Genomic DNA, 19,548 nt, shown 5'->3' with positions numbered 1-19,548 from the left:
CCATCGAACGGAGGACATGATGAGCCCGACAATGCGCTATATTCTGGCGCTTCCCTTCCTCGCACTCGCCATTTTGTTTTCCATTCCAAGCTACTTGTGCATGCAGGCGGCGGGCCTGATCGAACGCGAATTTTGACCTCTCCTGAGGGGAGGGCAATGGAATGTCAGCTGGCGCCTAAATAGTAGCCTCTGCGAGGTATGATGCCCGCAAAGGCCTATTCCGGCAAAGTACCGAAGGACTTCCGAAACCCGTGCTCCTGCCTGAGAGGGGTGGACCGACTTGCAGCGTCAGTCGGCAGTGCCTTTCAACCGTACCTCGATCGGGGCCCGGCCGGTCGAAAATGCCCACGCTCATCACCGTAATGCCTCCGGCCACTACGGCCATGAGAACCAGACCGACGATGAGGAAACTGAACCTTGACGGTTTTCCGCCGCCCTTCCCCCCCAGGGGTGTCAGCCGTTCTTGCCTTGTATCAGCATCGGCAGCTCCGGAATCTGGAAAAACGCTCACGGCATACTTTAGTAAACCGCGAGGACTGGAGGTTTCCCGACGCGTGGTCGTTATTCGCGATCACGAAAGCGGAGAGAACGCCGTACCCCTCGTCGGGACGACCTCGCAGTATCAGCTTAACCTTCCATCGGAAGAGTTACACCAGACGAATTACCCGCTGTTTCGCCCAATCAACCGCAAGGTATCGCGACGGTTCGAACTACGTCTATTTGCCCAAACGAAGATCGAAGGGGAATCGATCGACGTTTGATAAGGCTCACTCTCGAGCAAAGGAAGGGCCGCACTGCGCGGCCAGAGCGCAAAGCCCTTGAAGCACCTGATCATTCGCAGCTCATCACCGCCATCCCATCCAACGGTCATGCCGTGGCAGGGGCCGCCGTGGAGTAGAACGGTTTTGCGAAACACGGCCATCTCCTCTGATTGCTGTTTGGATCGGCATATCAACCCCGGCGCCTGGTCGCCCGTTCCGGAGAGCGGCTCACAAAGACCTCCATTCATCAGACGTTGGTCAGCTTTGGGCGTAACCGCTGGACGGGGCCAATCGACATTTGGGCCAACAGATGCAGATCAATGTCTTGTTTATCAAAGCGTCAATCAAATTTAGCGGGTAATGTCATTCCGGCTGGAGCGCATGCCCGTCGACCGGAGCAGGCGAGAATACCAACCGCAAGGCTGCGCAAAAAGTCTCGCCCGGAGATAGCAACGCTACGATCGCTGGGCAGGGCCACGGTAGCCCGGCGATAGTCACGACCGATGTCGATGGACCAGGCGCCCCCGACCCAACTTCCGAACGCCAGGACCGCGGTCCCAGCGGCGCAGCAACCTCGGGCAGGTTCCCCGATCGCGAAAAGGAGAGGTAAGGTCAGGAACGCCTAGGCCCAGACCGCCCGATAACGTTCGATCAGGGTAGGTCGTTCAAGGATTGAATTGGCTTCAGGCCGTCGTCATTCGAGGCAACGGCGCAACGCTGCGAGGGCGACGACGAAACCTGCTCCGAGCTAATGCGCTTAGCCGCGAAACGTCGATCCGCGAGTTGCGATCCGGGCCTGGGCAGAGAATGAAGGCATAACAGGCGCGCGATAGGGCAGCGTTGCTCTGCCCGGACTTGCGCACATGCGGCAGTCCCGACGGTTGGGCATGGGAAGAACTGAGCCTGCAGATTTCATCTGGCGACGGAAAGGCGTTGTCCCTCGCAGTGAAGCCCGACGACCAGCCTGCGCCTGTGGCGGGTGGGAACGAGTGCTTCCTCCAGGGATTATCGAATCGTTTCGAGGAGATGCTCATGGCTGCTCGCCCTTACTGGAAAGGCCAGATCCGACTGGCTCTCGTCTCGATCCCCGTCGAAGTCTACTCTGCGACCAAGAGCGGTGCGACGATCGCCTTCAATCAAATTCACGAACCTTCCGGCAAGAGGATTCGGTACGAGAAGGTTGTCCCTGGGATCGGCCCGGTCAATGTCGATGAGATCGTCAAAGGGTTCGAATATTCGAAGGGCGAATATGTCCTCCTCGATGAAAGTGAAATCGAGGGCGTCAAGCTCGAGAGCAAGAAGACGCTTGAACTTACGCAGTTTGTCGATGCTCAGGACATCGACATGATCTATTTCGAGAAGCCTTATTACGTCGTTCCGGCCGACGACCTCGCCGAAGAAGCCTTCATTGTTTTGCGCGAAGCGCTTCGGCGCAGCCGCAAGATCGGTCTTGGGCAACTCGCGATGCGCGGGCGGGAATATGTCGTTTCGATCAAGGCCTGCGGCCGCGGTCTCGTCATGGAAACGCTTCGCTACGCCGATGAGGTGCACAAGGCTGCGAGCTATTTTCGAGATATCGCAGATAGCGATCCCGACGAGGAACTGCTCGACCTCGCAACAACCCTGATCGACAAGAAGACCGGAAAATTCGACGCAAGCGAGTTCCACGACCGCTATGTCGATGCGCTGAAGAATCTCATCGAGGGAAAGAAAAAGGGCAAGACCCTCAATATCAGTGAGGAAGACGGCGAGAAGGAAACGCGCGGCGACAACGTGATCGACCTCATGGCTGCGCTTAAAAACTCGCTCGGTGCCAGCAACAAAGGCGGGGGCACAAAAAATGCCCGGAAAAAATCCGCGCCGAAGAGCACCGGCAAGACAGCGCCGAAGAGGCCTGCTGCAAAGGAGACCGAGTCAAAGGCACCTTCAAAGTCCGCCGCCCGCAAGCGCGCATGAGCGACGCGGTCCCGCCGAGCGATGCAGGCTATGACGCGGCTCTGGCGGAAGGGTCGATCACGTTTGAGAACAATCGCTCACCATGATCGCCCCCCTCACACCCGAAACCGCGCATGAGCAGATTCTTAGAATGCCAACGTTCTCTCACGAAACGAACGACGACAATTGCAGCAACCACACGCGACGCGCCTCCTTTGCTTGTCAGCCCTGACGAGAGGCACGGACTTTGCGCGCAGTTTTCACCAGCGGCTTTCGCGGACCTGCATGATTGTTTGAAATAGCATACGCATGGCGGCGCAGCGCGGGGGGCGTTTCATGCGTTCCGACACCAAACGATCGATGAGCCGCCCGCGCGCCCAAACGAGGCCGATGCCGATCAGCGGTTCACACGAAAAAGGTGACGGGAATGACCGACGAGGTTGCCGACAAACTGAAGGAGATGGCCCGGCACCGCGGGCTCAAGCTCGTCAGATCAAGGCGCCGCAAACCCGGAACGGGTGATTTTGGAAAGTTCGGATTGATCGATGACGAAGGCAAGAAGCTCATTGGGGTCGGCCAGGACGGCTTCCTGACCGCGAGCGCGAAGGAAATCGAAGACTATCTGCGCGCGGGCGCCATGAGTACCTGGAAACAGTCCGCAAGCGTCACCGACAGGCTTCCTGCGCGGTCAAGGCATCGTGCGGAGGCTGAGGAGGAGCCCCAACCTTCGATCCTCCCGCGTTCGAAGCGCCGTGTTGCAGCCGCTCCCGCTCGTGACAGACGCTCGTCCGTGACGACAGGAAAAGGTAGAGATACGCCGGTTTCGGGCAGCGAAGAAACGCAGGAAAATGTGCCGCTGAGTGCGAGACCGAAGCTGAAAATCGTCCGCAGCGAACCCGAGCTTGCTCTTCGGCGCGCGAAGCCGGCTGATGCGTTGGCGGTCGCGAGACTGTTTTCGCAGCTATCAGACGTTGTTCTAGACGCAAAGGCCGTGGCACGAAATCTTGCGAACCTGCGCAAGGCGGGCGGCGACATGTACCTTGCCGAGTGCGGCAGCATCGCGGGTTGCATCGCATGGTCAGTGGTCGCCACGCCGCATCGGGGCAAGATCGGCCGGATCACCGTACTGGTAGTTGACGAAGGTAACCGCCGTCGTGGGTTCGGCACCAGACTCCTGGCCGTTGCCGATGCCGCTCTGGCCAGGAAAAGGTGCACCGCGGTCGAAGCCATGAGCGACATCGACATCCGGAATTCCCATAACTTCTTCCGATCCCAGAAATTCGAGCAGGTGAGTTACCGGTTTACGCGCACCATAGAAAAGCCGGCCAAGGCTAGTAGCACAAAGAGGTAAGCAGGACCGCAAGTGGACCGAGAACCGGCTGCGTTGCTGGCGGCTTTGCGATTTGCCCGATACAGGTGACCGGGTTTTTTTCCGCCTTGCGGCTGATTTTGCGCTGCCATCTCGTGTCGCAGTACCTCCGTTACCCGACGTTCGCCCGGAAGCCCGGTCTGGAACCGCGTCTCTGTGCCGGCTTTCCTTCATTGAAAGGAGATCGACATGGAAAACACCACATCCGTGGGACCGGATTCGCCCCGACCCGAAGATAAGCACGAAGGGCGTGCGACGATTGAAGGCGTTGATGCTCAGAATGCCAGCGCAAACGATCTTAAGCAGGGAATAGCCGGCGCCGAAGCCAAGCCCTTTTCGCCTGCGACTGCTGAACCGCCGAAGGCAGACCGTTCCACGGATGCTTGTGACAGTGCCGACAAAGCCCCTCGGGAAGCGGGACTTGTGTCCGAGCGACGTACGGCTGGTCGAGATGACCGAGTAGACAATGCGGCGGCGGACGCCAGCGGTTCCGAACGCTGACTCCCTGGGGCGCGAGAACTAGAGTGATATGCGCGCCCCAGCCCCATTCTTAACGTGAGTTCGAGCGCCTGCGGCGTCTCGTCCGTCAACGTATAGACCATCAACCGCTGCGCCCCGCGGTTTTGATGATCAACGCGATAGCCCTGATAGTTTTGGTGAACGAGATGCTCAGTTGAGGGGTCTGGAGGTCGGCGTCAATTCGGTAGTATCTTGTTCCGAAGCATTTTCCTGAGCCCCCTGCGCAGCGCCCTCTTTCGCAGCGTCCGCGACCGACTTTTCGAACAGCCGCTTCAGTGCCCAACCTACTGCAAAAGTGACGGTAGCTGTCACCACAGCCCGCGCCGCCGTTTCTTTGAGCGAGCGAGCAAACTGCCTTCTCTGCTGTCGCGCTGACTGTCCCGCCACTACGTCAGCCAATTTTTCTCTGCTACGCATTGGTTGTCTCACAAAAAAATCGATTGTCGTTCGACAACGCCTCAACCGACCTTCTGGATGCAGCCTATCTCTCGGCTGAATGCCTGCGAAGCCATGGCAGTAGTGGCGGCTGTAGATCAGCAAATCGGCTAAGGGGTAGTCGATATCGCGGATACCTTTGTTACGTGATGAGTGCGCATGATCAGGTGCGGCCCCTCCCGCTCGGCATGATCAGCACGGATAGGATTGCAGCTTCTTGTTGATCGTGATGTCGAAACTGACGCCAGGGAAACGGACGCACTTGCCGTCTTGGTTCATTATCGCTCGCCCTTGCGCGGAGACCCATTGTACATGGCCTCTTGAATTCAGGATGCGATACTCGGTGCAGTAGGCGTCGCCATAGCAGATCGTAGCCTCGATTTGGGACCTTACGAATGGAACGTCATCAGGATGGATGCAATCCAGAAACTCATTCACGCCGGCCCCCCTTGCAGCGCGTTCCGGATCCACGTTGTATATGAGGGCAAAGGCTTCGTCCGCCGTCACACGGTCATCGACGACATCCCAGTCCCAGGAACCGATCCTGTCGCCTTTTGAAAGCGCCGCCTGCAATTGCTCGGCGGCGGATTGGCGTGCCTTGGCGGCCAGCACTTGCTGCGTCATCTCACGCGTGATGCACATGAGACCTCCGATAGCGCCGTCTTCATTCATGACCGGGGAATAACTGAACGTCCACCAACTCTCTTTCGGCTTCCCGGGACGAGAGATGTCGAGCCGAGTCTCGATCATCTCGATGCTTTCTCCCGCAAGCGTCCGGCTGACGAGCGGTCCGATGTCAGCCCAGATGTCGCGCCAGAGTTCCTGGAATCGAGTTCCAACAGCGCTTTCCGCGCGCAGCCCCAGAATAGGCCTATAGGCGTCATTGAAGAACGAAAGCAGATCTTCTCCCCACGCGAGGAACATCGGGGTCGGGCAGGCGAGCACAGCGGATACGAACGTCTTAAGCGGGGTGGACCAACCATCGATTTCTCCGACCGAGGTATTCCCCCAATTTGCCCTCAAGATCTCCCTGCCGGTAACCGAACTTTGAAGCTGCTCCCTGAAAGAAGCGCTCATGCGTGCTAACCTCCCCTATTTTCTATCGCAACCCGGCCGCCGTCTGTTTCGCGTACCATTATCCATCAAGCCATTTGATAATCTGGATAAATCTTAACACAAAAAAATGGCGCACCATTGAGATCCACCGGACACATGCTGTTGCGCGAAAGCGAGCACACAGCAGCGTTTCCGACCCTTTGTCGCCATTCAGGCACTAGTTTCGCATTCCCAAGTCCGGACTGTCTGCTAACCGGCACGGCGCGATCAAATCGGGCCGTAACAGCAAGGCTGCGAACAGCCGGATATAGCAAGAACCGCCCTGTGGCTTATCATGGAGCGCCGAAACACTCACGGGCCAGACCAATGAACGCTTTGAACGCGGCAGACGGATTGCGTCGGCTTGGATAGTAGAGGGCCAGAGGCGCGAGAGGCGGCGTCCAATCTTCCAAAACCCGGACCAGGCGCCCGCTGGCAAGGTCTTCCCGGATATCAGATTCCATGAAGAAGCCGATCCCGACGCTGTCCAGAACGGCCATGCGGGAAAGACTCGCTTCGTCGAGCGTGACGGGACCATCGACATCTACTTGAACAGGTTGCCCATTCTTTTCGAATTGCCAGCGATAAAGCGCGCCACTCGGTAGCCGCACACGAAGGCACTGATGGGTGTGCAGGTCCGCTGGGACCTGTGGCTTTCCCTGCTTCTCGAAGTAGGCCGGCGTCGCGACGACTGCGAAGTGCCTCGGGCCGCCGAGAGGAACAGCGATCATGTCACTGGGCACGAGGTCGGCAGATCGAACACCGAGATCGAAGCCCTCGCCAACGACTTCGACAAGTCTCCCTTCCGTGACCAGATCGATGTGAACCTGCGGATAGCGGCGCAGAAACTCCAGTATGAGCGGCGCCATGATCTCGCGCGCCGCTGTGGGGAAGGCATTGATGCGTAAGGTTCCAGAAGGCACTTCCTGCTGCGATCGCACGGTCTCCATCGCGTCGTGAATGTCCTGCAGCGCTGGCCCGACACGTTCGACGAAGTTGCGGCCCGCGTCCGTAAGCGAAACGCTTCTGGTAGTTCTGTTGAACAAACGCACGCCCAGTTGACGTTCGAGCTTGCCGATGGCGTTGCTCAGCGCGGTGGTCGAGAGGCCAAGTTCGATCGCGGCGGCGCGGAATGATCCCGTGCGCGTGATCGCGATCACCGCGTCGAGTTCGATCAGGCTATGTCGATTCATTGTCCCGCCAATCGCAATGCTTCATCCCTCTTTATCCCGATTATCGTGCATCCCGTCCAACGCTAAATCAGGCTCATCACTGCCGAGGAGATGAGCATGTCAATGGATCTACCCAGGCCGATCGCCGACTATGTCGAGGCAAACGCCCGCCTCGACATCGACGGCATGTTGCAGCCCTTCCGGCGAGACGCCGTCTTCATCGACAACGGCAAGCATTTCGAGGGACAAGCCGCAATCCGCCAGCTGTTCGAAGAAGAAGTGATGCCGGTGAAGGCGATCTTCGTCCCCGATACTGCCCGGCAAGAAGACGGCGATGTCGTCGTCGAAGGCCGCGCCCATGGCGACTTCCCGGGCAGCCCGCTCCGCTTCACCTACCGCTTCACGCTGGCGGACGGCGCCATCAAGACGCTGGAGACCACGATATGAGCATCAAGGCCGATCCCACCGAGTTCGCCGGCAATCGCGTGCTCGTAAGCGGTGGCACCAAGGGGCTGGGCCGCGCCACAGTCGAGCGCTTCCTGGCGGGCGGAGCCCGTGTCGTTACCGCCGCCCGCGCGATCGGGGATCCCATCGAAGGCGTCGAATATGTCCAGGCGGACCTGACCACGGCGGAAGGTGGCGAAGCGCTGGCCAAGGCCGCGCTGGAACGGCTCGGCGGCATCGATATTCTCGCCCATGTCATTGGCGGTTCGGCGTCGCCGGCGGGCGGCTTCGTCGCGCTGACGGATGACCACTGGCTCGCCGAGCTGAACCTCAATCTGTTGGCGACCGTCCGGCTTGACCGCCTGCTGATCCCGCAGATGCTCGAACGGGGCCAGGGCACCGTGGTGCATGTCACCTCGATCCAGTCCGTCCTGCCGCTGCCCGAATCCACGACCGGCTATGCCGCCGCCAAGGCCGCACTGAGAACCTACAGCAAGTCGATATCCAAGGAACTCGGCCCGAAGGGCGTGCGGGTCAACGTCGTCTCGCCGGGCTGGATCATGACGGAGGCCACCGGAGACTTTCTCGAAAAGCTTCGCTCTGCCAATGGCGGCACGATCGAGGACGCACGCCAGTTCGTGCTCGACGCCCTGGGCGGCATCCCGATCGGGCGCGGCGCCGAGCCGGAAGAAGTGGCCGACCTCATCGCCTACCTCGCCTCCGGCCGTGCTGCCGCAATCCATGGCGCCGAGTTCGTCATCGACGGCGGGACCATCCGCACCGTTTGAGGGTGTCGCGCGGCACTCGTGCTCTCCACTCCTCAACACCGACACCGCATCATGAAGGATACGGTCATGGCTGGAAGGCTCCCATCCATAATTCTGTCCGCCGCTGCCGCTCTGGCTTCGCCGGCAAATGCGCAATCCTCCGGTCCGTCCGACGGCAGTGCCGTCAGGAACATCGTGCTGGTCCACGGTGCATTCGCCGACGGGTCGGGTTGGCGCAAGGTCCGTGAGAACCTCACCGCGCGGGGCTATCGCGTCACCATCGTGCAGAACCCGCTCACCTCCCTCGCCGACGACGTCGCCGCCACCCGGCGGGTTCTGGATCGGCAGAATGGCCCCGTCATCCTGGTGGGTCATAGCTGGGGCGGGACGGTCATCACCGAAGCCGGCGTTCATGCCAAGGTGGCGGGGTTGGTCTATGTATCCGCCCTGTCACCCGATGCCGGCGAAACCACCGCCCAGCAGTATGAGGGCTACACCACGCCGCCGGAGTTCGTGATCGAGACCGGGCAGGACGGCTATGGCTTCATCAAGGCCGACAGTTTCTCCGCCGGCTTTGCCGCCGACGCCTCGCGGGAGGACACCGATTTCCTCAATGCCGCGCAAGTGCCGATCAACATGGCCAGTTTCACAGTCAAACTGGAAAATGCGGCCTGGCGCGCGAAGCCGAGCTGGTCGGTCATCGCGACACAGGACAAAGCCTTTGACCAGCGAATGCTTCGCGACATGGCCAGGCGCATCAAGGCCAGGGTAACCACCGTCGCCGCCAGCCATGCCGTATATTTCACACAGCCCGCAGTTGTCGCTGACGTGATCGACGAAGCTGCCCGGCAATCTGTCGCCATCGCCCGATAGGCGTGCGTGCCGGTCGCGGCGACCGCGAGCAGGCACATCTTACAGAAAGTTCGGAACATGACATATTCCCTCTCCGGCGACGCCGGGGATTTCGACCAGCGCGTGCGCGCGAACCAGGCTCAGCGACGCGCAGCGCTCAGGTCCGTCTACGATGTCATCGTATGCGGCGCCGGATCCTCCGGATCGGTTGTCGCGAGGCATCTCGCCGAAAACCCGCACTGTCACGTCCTTCTGATCGAGGCCGGCGGCACCGACGAGGACGAGGCGGTCATGGACCCGTCGGCATGGCCGACAAACCTTGGCAGTCACAGAGACTGGGGGTTCCATGCCGAGCCGAACATCCATCTGGACGGGCGCTCCTTGTCCATGTCGATGGGCAAGGGCCTGGGCGGCGGCTCCAGCGTCAACGTCATGGTCTGGGCACGCGGCCACCGAAGCGACTGGAACCATTTTGCCGAGCGGACCGGCGATGCGGGTTGGGGATATGATGCTGTCCTCGATATCTATCGCCGCATCGAGAACTGGCAGGGCGCTCCCGATCCCCACTATCGCGGAACATCGGGCCCGGTATGGGTTCAGCCCGCCAGAGATCCCAGCCCTATCGCGGGTGCCCTGCTGGACGCTGCACAAGCGCTCGGCATTCCGAAATTCGACAGTCCCAACGGCAGGATGATGGAGAGCGCGGGCGGCGTCGCCTATTCCGACATGCTGGTACGGGAAGGACGACGCCATTCTCTTTACCGAGCCTATGTTTACCCCGTGGCCGACCGCCCCAACCTGACTATCCTGACCGACACGCTCGTGCGCAGGGTACTGTTCGACGGCATGCAGGCCACCGGCGTCGAGATCGAGCGATCTGGCGAAATCCTTCGGATCGCGGCCGGGACTGAAGTCGTTCTGTCGACTGGTGCGATCAACACGCCGAAACTGCTGATGCTGTCCGGTGTCGGGGCAAGATCCGAGCTGGAACGCCACGGCATCCCTGTGCTGTGGCACCTGCCAGGGGTCGGACGGAATCTGCAGGACCACGTCTCGTTCGGATGCTCATGGGAATATCGCAAGCCGATACCCGCGCAAAACAGCGGGAGCGAGGCGACCTTGTACTGGAAGAGCCGCTCGGATCTCGATGCGCCCGATCTGCTCTTCTGCCAGGTGGAGTTCCCCGTCCCCAGTGAGAGGACCGCCTTGCTCGGCGTTCCCAAGCATGGCTGGACCATGTTCGCGGGGCTGGCGCAGCCGCACAGTCGAGGCCAGGTGCGATTGCGATCCGACGACCCGGCAGTGGCGCCGATCATAGAGGCGAACATGATGTCCGACCCGCGCGACATGGAGGCTGCGCGCGCCTGCGTGAAGCTCTGCCGCGGCCTCGGCAACAGCGCAGCCTTCAGCCCCTATGTCAGTCGCGAAGCCATCCCAGGGGACGGAAAGATGATCGATGACGCGTTCATCCGCGATGCAGCGGTGACCTATTGGCACCAATGCGGAACCGCGCGCATGGGACTGGACGACATGTCGGTGGTCGATGCCTCTCTCGCCGTCCACGGAATCGACCGCCTGCGAATCGCCGATGGGTCTGTCCTGCCCAGAGTGACGACCGGAAATACACAGGCGCCATGCGCTATCATTGGCGAGCGCGCCGGAGATATTATGCGCAGGCACCATGGCATCTGATCCCGATGGCCTGCCTTTCCCTGACCCATCGGCTAGGATGTAACTATGATCGACCAACCTCAACGCTGCCCCTGGGCTGAGAACGATGCGCTGATGCGTGCCTATCACGACGAGGAGTGGGGCGTACCCCAGCATGATCCTCGCATGCTTTGGGAGATGCTGATGCTCGAAGGGTTTCAGGCCGGCCTTGCCTGGATCATCATCCTTCGCAAGCGCGAGGCATTCCGCAAGGCATTCGCGAACTTCGACCCGGTGAAGGTCGCGGCCTTCACCGAAGCGGATGTGGCGCGGCTGATGGTCGACCCCGGCATCGTCCGCGCCCAGGCCAAGATCCGCGCGACGATCGCGGGGGCTCGAATCTATTGCGACATGGCCGAACGCGGCGAGAGCTTCGCGGAGTTCTGCTGGTCGTTCACGGACGGCAAGACGATCAAAAATGCCGGCCACGACTGGATCGTCAAATCTCCGCTATCTGAAACCATCTCTAAGGAGATGAAGCGGCGGGGATTCAAGTTCGTGGGCCCTACTATCGTCTATGCCTGGATGCAGGCTGTCGGCATCGTCAACGACCATTCAATCGGCTGCTTTCGGCGTGATCTAGCGTCAAAAGGTTAGCGCGGCAGGGCCGCTTTGTCCCAGACATTGCCATCGCAGTCGACCCTTTCCCGCCGCTCAGCACTCAATTTTCGCTTCCCACCTGCGGACCGTCCGCTATTCCAGCACGTGTCAATTCACACCGGTAATAGCTCGTTTATTTTCGTGGAAACGACTTGCGGACCTTCCACAACCTCTTTCGACTTAGGTCTGACGGTTGCAAAAAATTAGCTTTTGATTGGATATCCGGCTAATTCTCTCTTCGTGTCGATTATTCGCGACCTACCCGTTACTCCCCCACATATAATCGTGCACGTGGCTCCCGTTATGTTAGGCTCAGAAACGGCTCCTTGGTATCGATGAACGAGACCTTCGTTTCGGGCAAAAGGGGCTGGAGCCAATCGCGGCACAGTTTCATCCCGCCTTCTTCACCACGCTCATGCGCGATGAGGATGAGCCCCTTGTCACCGCCCAATGCGACCACGTCACGGGCGAGCTCGGCCGAATCCCATTCGCGCACTTCCGGGCCGATGGCCACGTCGCCGGTCGTGAAGGCCTGAACCACATCGTTCACACCGTGGCCGATGTTGACCACGCGGCGCACCGGCATATCGCGGCGCCCAATCACGCGAACACTGTGGCTGGGAAAACGCCGTGCCATCTCACCCGCCAGCCCTTCAAGGGTCAGCCCGGACCGCGTGAAGCTGCGACGAAATCCTTGCGAACCCTTGTCGAGATATTGCCCCCAACCCAGTTCCTCGATCGAGGCTGTGGACATAGGTTCAGGCTTTATCTGATGCCAATGGTCGTGAAAACGCCAGACAGTCAGACCGTGCTGCGTCGCGAAACGCACCTTCGCCTGATAGATCGGATCGGCCTCCAGCGCCGTCGTCTCGTCGAAGTGATTGTAGAAGATCGGCTCATGGCTGACGATGAAGTTGGCCCCAAGATCCACGGCCTTCTTCATGACGCCAAGGGTTGCCATGAAGGTGGAGATGATCCCGCTGACTGGCGTGTCGGTCTTACCGATCTTGAAGGTATCGACCGTGGTATCCGCCCATTTGATGCCTTTTTGCGCACAAGCAGCCTTGATGCGTTGAACCGCGACGGCAGGCGTCAACCGCGTGGTGGACCCAGCCACCGCAGCATAGGCGGAGCCAGCACTCGCCAGCGCCCCCGCCGCAAAAGCGCGGCGTGACAGGATGAACGCGCTCATGCGATTTCTCCCCTGATCGACCAGATGAAATCGCCGTTCCCGTGAAACGCCTCGACCCGCGCCTTTGCAAAGGTGGTTCGGGCCCACCGCGCTACCGCATCGGCATTGGGATCGAGGCTGTCGGCCAGCCCCGTCAGCATGAGAGCGCATTTGCGCCCGGTGGCCTGCACATCAAGCATGTAGGGCCCGCCCTCCCATTCGATGACTTCACCGGCGATCACCGCATCGACACGGGAATCGCGCAAGGCGGCGCCGAGACGGGCAGGTGACGCCATGCCCGGCACCACCGCTATGCGCGAGATGGTCCATGCAGGGTCGCCGATCAGCCGCGTGCCAGTGGTATGGATACGCTTTGCGAACTGCAAGACCTTCTCGCCGGCGAGGTCGCACACGACGAAATCCTGCCCCGTGGGCGGCGCAGAAGCCTTCAGCCCCAGCGCGGCTGCCAGCGACATGGCTGCCGAGGCCGGCTGCGCGGCATTCCAGGCCGAACGGAGCCGCACCACGGCAAGTCCGGCATCCTCGATAAGCCTGCGCTTCTCCGCAACTTCGGGCATGGACGCGATCGCCTCCTTCGTACCTGGAAGGCTGCTCCAGAGAGGATCGTAGAGGTAGTAGGGATGGCCATCGCACAGGATCACATTGAGCCTGGCCGCTATCGCCCGGCGCACCACCTCGACCGAGGGCATGGCACAGGTCGCGATGCCCGTGACCACGGTGTCCCTGCTGCCGGAAAGCAGGCCTTCCAGCGGTGTATCGTCCCGCCAGCCCAGCCGCTGCGACAGCGTCGCCAGTACGTCGCCAACCTTCATTGTGCCCTCTCCTCCTACACACTTGCCCAGAGGCGACGCTCGGCCGCATCGGGATCGTCCACCACCGTGCATTCGGCGTCTATCAGCATCGTCGCGCGGCGGGCCAGATCATAGGCCGGCCACCGCGGCTGACCGGAAACTGAAGGCACTCCCGATCGGGCGAAGGCCGCCCACAGGCCGCTCATGTTTCGCCCGGCGCGGATACGGTCGGCGCGGGCGCCTGCGAAGTTCTCCGCGCCGCCCACGGCGAGGCCATCCACATTGTCGAACTTGAAGGCGATATCCAGCGCATGCATGGCGCCCAGCGGATAGTCCGTACCCGGCACCTTGCGCTCCAACTGGTAATCGAAGCGATAGGCGAAGACCGGTGCCCCATGCTGGGCGGCCTTGCGTTCGGCGATGACCGTCGCCCCGATGCCGGAGAAACGGGCGCTGCGGATCGCCACATAGAGCTGGGTTGGACTGGCCTGCGGGCGAGCACCCCGATAGACCTCCAGCACGCGCTCCCAGTTCTCCGGCAATTCCTTGCGCAACCGTTGAACGAGGCTGGCATCGGTGAGCGAAAACGCCTCCCTGTCGCCGGACACCATGCCGAAGAACGTGAATTCATCGCGGTTATGGCCAACGATGAGGGGCTTGTGACGCGAGACCTCCGGCGGCACCGGGTCGAAGGGGTGAGTGGGCAAGGCATATCCATCGACCACCGGCCCGAAGCCGAGCCGAGCGGCACCGATGCCCCGCCGGTCTCCGGCCAGGGCGCCGCTGTTGGGCAAGCCGCCAAGCTTCAGCTGGAGCTTCAGCAAGTCGGAAGCCGGGACATCGAGAAGCTTGCGCCAGTCGGCCACGGCTATGCCAAGCTCGGATAACACCCGGGCGGTCGTTTCGCGTGCCTCCTCCTGGCGGGTCATGCGGATGCCGGGGCCGCTCTCGATCGATGCCTTGTGGAAGTAGGGGACTGCCTCGGGCATGGCGTAAAGGCACGATGTCTTCGCGCCGCCACCGGATTCCCCGAAAATCATGACATTGTCCGGATCGCCTCCGAACCGCTCGATATTGCCGGCGATCCAGCGCAAGGCCACTGCGATATCTCTGACCCCATTGCAGCCGCTGCCGGCATATTCCGGACCTGCGATCTCATCCAGGTAGAGAAAGCCCAGCAATCCGAGACGATGATTGGTCGCCACCACCACGACATCGTTTTCCCGCGCGAGACGGGTGCCATCCTGAATGACACTGGCGGCAGATCCGGTCGCGAACCCGCCCCCGTGGCTGTAGACCATCACAGGCCGTCTTCGCCCGTCGGCGGCAGGCGTCCAGATGGTGAGCGTGAGGCAGTCCTCTCCCGGCGCGGGCTCATCGATCCCGAAGCTCTGACCGGCAAGCTGGATCGACGGCGGGCCGGGACGGATCGCATCGCGGATGCCCGCCCAGGGAACGGGCTCCCCCGCTGCACGAAACCGGTTCCTGCCGGACACACCCCCGGCATATGGAACCCCGCGAAACACGGCGCACCCGTTCTGACGAAGCCCGCGTACACGCCCGGCGGTGGTTTCGACTATCGGCCCGGCATCACCGGCGGCAAGGAGGCTGCCGGAATGCAGAAGGAAGGGCAGACCCGCCGCCGCGCTCAGGAGGGAGCGACGGCGGGTTCCGAGCGACCAGACGTTCTGGGAGGAGATCACAGGCTGATCGCTCATTTTGGTCCTCTTCTTCAGAAGCGGCCGCGAACACCAATGGTGATGTAGCGACCAACGACGTCATCGCCGTTCACCGCCGGGTAGAAGAAGCCCGGATTGCTGGCGAAGGCCGGCGAAATGAACACCGGGGGATCCTTGTCGAACAGGTTCTGCACCGAGATGAAGAACTGCTTGTTCTTGTCCTTGCCCGGATAGAACGTGAAGTTCAGGTCGGTGTAGGCGACAGCGGGAACCTTCGCTCCGCTGTAGACGAGCAGCGGGTTACCGCTCTGCTTCAGCGAGGAACGCCAGCGCTCCTGGAAGTCTATCGAGAAGCTGTCGGTCGCATAGCTGACGATCGCGGTGGCACGCCATTTCGCCTGACCGACAACCCCCTGCTGACCGGCGGCACCAGCCGCATTGATCGGCGTCGATCCGGCGAACTGCACGGTTTCCAGTTTGGGCTGATACGTCATCATGCCGCGAAGGTTGAGCGTCCCATCGCCCAGACCGGTCTGATAGTTCATCTCCGTGTCGACCCCTTCAGTCTGCGTCTGGGCGACATTGAGCGAGCGCGACAGGATGTACGTCGGGTAGTTGGCCGGGCTCGTGTTCGAGAACGGGAACGGACGGACGTAGAGGTCGCAAAGCGGAGACGTTCCGCCGCTGGCCTCGCACTGCGCCAGCGTTTCCGCGCTGTTCCCGCCGACAGCCGAAATGGCATTGTCGATCTTGATGCGGAAATAGTCCACCGCCAGGCTGAAGCCCGGCAGCCAGGACGGGCGATAGACGCCGCCGATCGTCAGGGTATTGGCGACTTCAGGCTTCAGGTTCGGGTTGCCCGAACTGATAATGGTCGCGATCCCGGCGGTGTTGGTGTGCGTGTCCGTAAAGCCCGTGAGCGATTCCTGGCGAGGCGAGAACAGATCGTACAGCGTGGGTGCGCGAATATCGCGCGAGCGCGTGCCACGGAACGACAAGTCGTCGGTCAGGTGCCAGTCAAGGCCGACCTTCCACGTCGTCGCATTGCCGCTGACCGAATAGTGCGCGTAGCGTACCGCGCCGTTGAGATCGAGCGAGCGGGCAACCGCGCTGTCGCGCAGCAACGGCACGTTCAGTTCGAGCGCCGCTTCGGCGATGTTCTGCCGTGCAGACATGTCGGCGGTCACGTTGCCGGCGTAAAGCGCGGTGCCATTGCTGGTGGCGGATACCGGCACGCAATTGTAGATCAGCCCCGTGCAGTCCACGCGATCCAGGGGTTGCGCGGTGCTTTCGTTGGTCAGCTTGAGCTTGCGATATTCTCCGCTCAGCGCAACCTTCACCGGCCCGGCCCAGGTGTCGAACAGCGAGCCTGAGATGAAGGCATTGAAATCATGCGTCGTGTTGGTCAGCGTGAAGTGCGTATCATCGCGCACGTAATCGGCAGCCTCGGCGCTGATCGACCCGGCGCCGAAGGGGTTCATCGGCACGCATCCGGGGTAGAGCCCCGGATTGGTGACGGTAACGCGGCAGACGATCTGACCATTCGACACGACGCTGTCGAGAGAGGCGGCCAGCTTGGCGTTGTTCACGTTGTTGATGTTGTAGACGCTCTGGCGCGTGCGTCCGAACGTATAGGACGCCTCCCAGTCGAAATCGCCCAGCTTGCCGGTGAATCCGGTCGAGGCGTTATAGTTTCGGGCAACGGCGCGGGTGATCGACGGATCAGCCTCGTCGATGAAGCGCGAGAAGGTGAAACTGGTGGTCCCGGCCGCCGCCATCGTGTCGCGGGCCGATTGCGGCAGGTACGGATTGCTGGCCGAAATGGCCTTTGAGAAAATCGTGAACGGCGCGAACGCGTTGGAATTCTCCGAGCGGGCGAACGAACCCTGCGCGAAGAACGACACGGAATCCGACAATTCATAATCGAACCGCCCGAATGCCTGATCGGTCTTGAGTGCAGCGGTAAGCGCGCTGGGCGTGATCGTCACACCATCGCCGCCACTCTCGATCCCGGCAGTGCCGGTCGCCGTGCCATGCACGAAGGGACGATAGGAGGTTGGCGTGTCGAAGGTGTATCCGGCAAGCGGCCCCGATTGGATCAGGCCACCCCACGAAGCATAGGCTGCGCGCGTGTCCTGTGACAGGTGGAAGGGATTGGCCGCAGTACCCGCGCCCGTCTGCGAATAGAACTTGCTGCCATTCGCACGGCTGCGCTTGTCGGCAATCCCGTCAGAATCGAAATGTTCGTAACTGGCGAGGAAATGGCCACGACCTTCGAACAGATCGGTCCCGTAAGCCGCACCGGCGCGCCACGAGAACGCGTCTCCACGATCCGAGATACCGATCTGCAGATTGGCCTTGAGGCCTTCGAACTTCTTGTCGAGCACGAAGTTCACCACGCCGGTAACGGCATCCGATCCGTAGACCGCCGAGGCGCCGCCGGTCACGACATCGACGCGCTGCAGCAGCATCTGGGGGAGTGTATTGGTATCAACCGTACCATCCGCGTTGGTTGCCGGCACACGGCGACCATCGAAGAGAATCAGCGTGCGGATGACCCCGAAGCCGCGCAGGTTGAGGAAGTTGCCGACGTTGTTGGCGCCCGCATTGCCCAGCGACTGGGCCCCGCGCGAATTGCTGAAGACCGGAAGCTTGTTCAATGCGTCAGGCACGTTGCTTGGCGTCGTCGCGGCAAGCTGTTCAGTGCTGACCACAGTTACCGGCGTCGGCGAGTTGTTTCCGTTGGAAATGACCCGCGAACCGGTCACGAGGATCTCGCCGCCAGCGTCGGCGGGCGCAGCAGCCTCCGATGTCGGAGCATCCTGCGCCGCCGCAATCGCGGGCATCAGGAAAAGGCTGGCACTGGCCAGCAGGCAAGACTTGCGTGTCATTTGGAAAACTTCCTCCCCTCAGGCTTCATCGCAGCGTGATGGAGAGTGGTCAGTGCCGAGCACTTCCCTGCATCCCCTCATCATCGCCTCTGCTGAAGCGTTGTCCCATTGCGCCAGAAACTCACGTTACAGGCTTTGGCCTTTTCATTTCGCTGGCCACGCGAAAGCCTATTGCACATCGGCGAACGATTGGGGAAATACCATAATTCGATGAATCATTTCATTTGGCGAATAGATGATGAAGCAATCGTTCGCGCCAGCAAAGGGAGAGGTAGAACCGTGCAGGATTATCATCCCGATCCCTTGGTGGGTTACGAAGCCGATACGCTGCGCGCATCTGACCTTGCGGCCCCATTTGGAAAAGTGGAGGCCTGATCTTGCGCCATCCACCGAGCCTCTCCAGCCTGCGTCTCTTCCTGCAGGTGGCCTATAATCGCAGCTTCAGCGAGGCGAGCCGTATATCCAACGTCTCGCAACCTGCATTGAGCCGCACGATCCGGTTGCTGGAAGAGCAGCTGGACACGCGCCTCTTCGACAGGAACTCCCGCAACGTCGCATTGACCAGTGCGGGCGAGGCTCTGCTGCCGATCGTCGAAAGGCTCACTGCAGATTTCGACCATGCCTTTTCCGAACTCGCGCACAGCTTCGCCGGGGAACGGGGCAGAGTGGTCGTCGGCGCCCTGCCTTCCGTGGCAGCAGGGGCACTGCCGTCAGCGATCTCCAGTTTCCGCACCCGCTATCCCCAGGTCGAAGTCATTCTGCACGACCATCTTTCCGGCAACCTCTATCAGCAGATGCTGGAACGACAGATTGATCTGGCCATCACGACACCTCCCGAAACGGAAGGGTTCGAGTTCGAAAAGCTCATGGACGATCCCCTCGTGCTGGTCTGTCCGATCGGCAGCGACCTGGACGAACCGGGGCCTGCTCAGTGGAGCGTCTTCTCAGAACATCCCTTCATCGCGATGGCACCGCGCAGCAGTGTGCGGGAACTCACGGACGCCGCCTTCAATATTGCCGGGCTCAGTGTCCGCGGACTTTACGATTGCACACAGCTCGCAACGGTCGGCGCATTGATCCATGCAGGCCTCGGGATCACGGCGTTGCCGCTTTCCACGCTTGGCATGCTGCATTCTGATCGGATCGCGACGCGCGAACTGGAACAGCCCAGCATCATTCGCAGGATCGGTATTGCGACTCTGTCAGGTCGGACTTTGCCCCCCGCCGCTGATGCGTTCCGTCGGCATTTCCTGCAGAAGTTCCGAACGGACCGCCAAAGCGGCAATGCAGGCAATCAATCCATTTTACGGAATGATCGATAAGACAATTCTCTTTG

General features: G+C 61.0%; 16 protein-coding genes. 10 read left to right on the top strand and 6 right to left on the bottom strand.

The annotated features are described in order from the left end of the window. Window positions 1-1,793: 1,793 nt before the first annotated feature. The 3 genes from ku (at window position 1,794) to LO787_RS14875 (ending at window position 4,566) form a co-directional block, all read left to right on the top strand. Entirely contained in the window at window positions 1,794-2,717 is a 924-nt protein-coding gene (gene ku / locus LO787_RS14885; protein WP_232496328.1) for a non-homologous end joining protein Ku, read from the top strand. 406 nt (window positions 2,718-3,123) lie between these two features. Then, entirely contained in the window at window positions 3,124-4,047 is a 924-nt protein-coding gene (locus tag LO787_RS14880) for a GNAT family N-acetyltransferase (protein WP_232491794.1), read from the top strand. A gap of 207 nt (window positions 4,048-4,254) precedes the next feature. After that, window positions 4,255-4,566, top strand: coding sequence for a hypothetical protein (locus tag LO787_RS14875; protein WP_232491793.1), 312 nt, complete (start codon window positions 4,255-4,257; stop codon window positions 4,564-4,566). A gap of 645 nt (window positions 4,567-5,211) precedes the next feature. On the opposite strand, the gene LO787_RS14870 is transcribed toward LO787_RS14875, so the two are convergent. Both LO787_RS14870 and LO787_RS14865 read right to left on the bottom strand, forming a co-directional pair. After that, window positions 5,212-6,096 (bottom strand): PAS domain-containing protein, encoded by an 885-nt coding sequence (locus LO787_RS14870; protein WP_232491792.1) that lies wholly within the window; start codon window positions 6,094-6,096, stop codon window positions 5,212-5,214. Between the two features lie 311 nt (window positions 6,097-6,407). Then, on the bottom strand, window positions 6,408-7,307 hold the full coding sequence (locus LO787_RS14865; protein ID WP_232491791.1) for a LysR family transcriptional regulator: 900 nt from the start codon (window positions 7,305-7,307) through the stop codon (window positions 6,408-6,410). Window positions 7,308-7,403: 96 nt separating this feature from the next. Between LO787_RS14865 and LO787_RS14860 the strand changes: the two genes are divergently transcribed. The 5 genes from LO787_RS14860 to LO787_RS14840 all read left to right on the top strand — a co-directional run bounded on the left by LO787_RS14860 (window position 7,404) and on the right by LO787_RS14840 (window position 11,656). After that, window positions 7,404-7,733: a nuclear transport factor 2 family protein gene (locus tag LO787_RS14860; RefSeq protein ID WP_232491790.1), complete on the top strand. Its 330-nt coding sequence runs from the start codon at window positions 7,404-7,406 to the stop codon at window positions 7,731-7,733. Next, the gene (locus tag LO787_RS14855; protein WP_232491789.1) at window positions 7,730-8,518 is read left to right on the top strand and encodes an SDR family oxidoreductase; all 789 of its coding nucleotides are present in this window, start codon (window positions 7,730-7,732) and stop codon (window positions 8,516-8,518) included. Before LO787_RS14860 ends, LO787_RS14855 begins: the two co-directional genes overlap by 4 nt. 66 nt (window positions 8,519-8,584) lie before the next feature. Beyond that, window positions 8,585-9,370 carry an alpha/beta fold hydrolase gene (locus LO787_RS14850; protein ID WP_232491788.1) on the top strand — a complete coding sequence of 262 codons (786 nt, stop codon included), beginning with the start codon at window positions 8,585-8,587 and terminating at the stop codon, window positions 9,368-9,370. Window positions 9,371-9,427: 57 nt separating this feature from the next. Further along, window positions 9,428-11,041: a GMC family oxidoreductase gene (locus LO787_RS14845; RefSeq protein ID WP_232491787.1), complete on the top strand. Its 1,614-nt coding sequence runs from the start codon at window positions 9,428-9,430 to the stop codon at window positions 11,039-11,041. 45 nt (window positions 11,042-11,086) lie between these two features. Beyond that, window positions 11,087-11,656, top strand: coding sequence for a DNA-3-methyladenine glycosylase I (locus tag LO787_RS14840; protein WP_232491786.1), 570 nt, complete (start codon window positions 11,087-11,089; stop codon window positions 11,654-11,656). 304 nt (window positions 11,657-11,960) lie between these two features. On the opposite strand, the gene LO787_RS14835 is transcribed toward LO787_RS14840, so the two are convergent. Genes LO787_RS14835 through LO787_RS14820 form a run of 4 tightly spaced genes read right to left on the bottom strand, consistent with a single transcriptional unit; the run spans window position 11,961 to window position 18,212 of the window. Further along, window positions 11,961-12,851, bottom strand: coding sequence for a Nif3-like dinuclear metal center hexameric protein (locus LO787_RS14835; protein ID WP_232491785.1), 891 nt, complete (start codon window positions 12,849-12,851; stop codon window positions 11,961-11,963). Continuing rightward, window positions 12,848-13,663, bottom strand: a complete 816-nt coding sequence (locus tag LO787_RS14830) for a Nif3-like dinuclear metal center hexameric protein (RefSeq protein WP_232491784.1) — start codon at window positions 13,661-13,663, stop codon at window positions 12,848-12,850. Before LO787_RS14830 ends, LO787_RS14835 begins: the two co-directional genes overlap by 4 nt. 14 nt (window positions 13,664-13,677) lie before the next feature. Next, on the bottom strand, window positions 13,678-15,360 hold the full coding sequence (locus tag LO787_RS14825; RefSeq protein ID WP_232491783.1) for a carboxylesterase/lipase family protein: 1,683 nt from the start codon (window positions 15,358-15,360) through the stop codon (window positions 13,678-13,680). 14 nt (window positions 15,361-15,374) lie between these two features. Further along, window positions 15,375-18,212, bottom strand: coding sequence for a TonB-dependent receptor domain-containing protein (locus LO787_RS14820; RefSeq protein WP_232491782.1), 2,838 nt, complete (start codon window positions 18,210-18,212; stop codon window positions 15,375-15,377). A gap of 108 nt (window positions 18,213-18,320) precedes the next feature. Between LO787_RS14820 and LO787_RS14815 the strand changes: the two genes are divergently transcribed. Together LO787_RS14815 and LO787_RS14810 are read left to right on the top strand one after the other, a co-directional pair. Next, window positions 18,321-18,587 (top strand): hypothetical protein, encoded by a 267-nt coding sequence (locus LO787_RS14815; protein WP_232491781.1) that lies wholly within the window; start codon window positions 18,321-18,323, stop codon window positions 18,585-18,587. Window positions 18,588-18,589: 2 nt separating this feature from the next. Continuing rightward, on the top strand, window positions 18,590-19,534 hold the full coding sequence (locus LO787_RS14810) for a LysR family transcriptional regulator (protein ID WP_232491780.1): 945 nt from the start codon (window positions 18,590-18,592) through the stop codon (window positions 19,532-19,534). Window positions 19,535-19,548: the final 14 nt, after the last annotated feature.

The organism is Novosphingobium kaempferiae, assembly GCF_021227995.1.
Lineage (GTDB): Bacteria > Pseudomonadota > Alphaproteobacteria > Sphingomonadales > Sphingomonadaceae > Novosphingobium > Novosphingobium kaempferiae.
The sequence above is the reverse complement of the archived record's forward strand: the minus strand, read 5'-3'. Positions and strand labels throughout refer to the sequence as shown.

What these genes read in the sequence shown, in the direction of transcription:
- LO787_RS14860 (WP_232491790.1), top strand. Translation starts at nt 7,404, where the DNA reads ATGTCAATGGATCTACCCAGGCCGATCGCCGACTATGTCGAGGCAAAC.
- ku (WP_232496328.1), top strand. Translation starts at nt 1,794, where the DNA reads ATGGCTGCTCGCCCTTACTGGAAAGGCCAGATCCGACTGGCTCTCGTC.
- LO787_RS14880 (WP_232491794.1), top strand. Translation starts at nt 3,124, where the DNA reads ATGACCGACGAGGTTGCCGACAAACTGAAGGAGATGGCCCGGCACCGC.
- LO787_RS14875 (WP_232491793.1), top strand. Translation starts at nt 4,255, where the DNA reads ATGGAAAACACCACATCCGTGGGACCGGATTCGCCCCGACCCGAAGAT.
- LO787_RS14820 (WP_232491782.1), bottom strand. Translation starts at nt 18,212, where the DNA reads ATGACACGCAAGTCTTGCCTGCTGGCCAGTGCCAGCCTTTTCCTGATG.
- LO787_RS14845 (WP_232491787.1), top strand. Translation starts at nt 9,428, where the DNA reads ATGACATATTCCCTCTCCGGCGACGCCGGGGATTTCGACCAGCGCGTG.
- LO787_RS14850 (WP_232491788.1), top strand. Translation starts at nt 8,585, where the DNA reads ATGGCTGGAAGGCTCCCATCCATAATTCTGTCCGCCGCTGCCGCTCTG.
- LO787_RS14825 (WP_232491783.1), bottom strand. Translation starts at nt 15,360, where the DNA reads ATGAGCGATCAGCCTGTGATCTCCTCCCAGAACGTCTGGTCGCTCGGA.
- LO787_RS14835 (WP_232491785.1), bottom strand. Translation starts at nt 12,851, where the DNA reads ATGAGCGCGTTCATCCTGTCACGCCGCGCTTTTGCGGCGGGGGCGCTG.
- LO787_RS14830 (WP_232491784.1), bottom strand. Translation starts at nt 13,663, where the DNA reads ATGAAGGTTGGCGACGTACTGGCGACGCTGTCGCAGCGGCTGGGCTGG.
- LO787_RS14870 (WP_232491792.1), bottom strand. Translation starts at nt 6,096, where the DNA reads ATGAGCGCTTCTTTCAGGGAGCAGCTTCAAAGTTCGGTTACCGGCAGG.
- LO787_RS14840 (WP_232491786.1), top strand. Translation starts at nt 11,087, where the DNA reads ATGATCGACCAACCTCAACGCTGCCCCTGGGCTGAGAACGATGCGCTG.
- LO787_RS14865 (WP_232491791.1), bottom strand. Translation starts at nt 7,307, where the DNA reads ATGAATCGACATAGCCTGATCGAACTCGACGCGGTGATCGCGATCACG.
- LO787_RS14855 (WP_232491789.1), top strand. Translation starts at nt 7,730, where the DNA reads ATGAGCATCAAGGCCGATCCCACCGAGTTCGCCGGCAATCGCGTGCTC.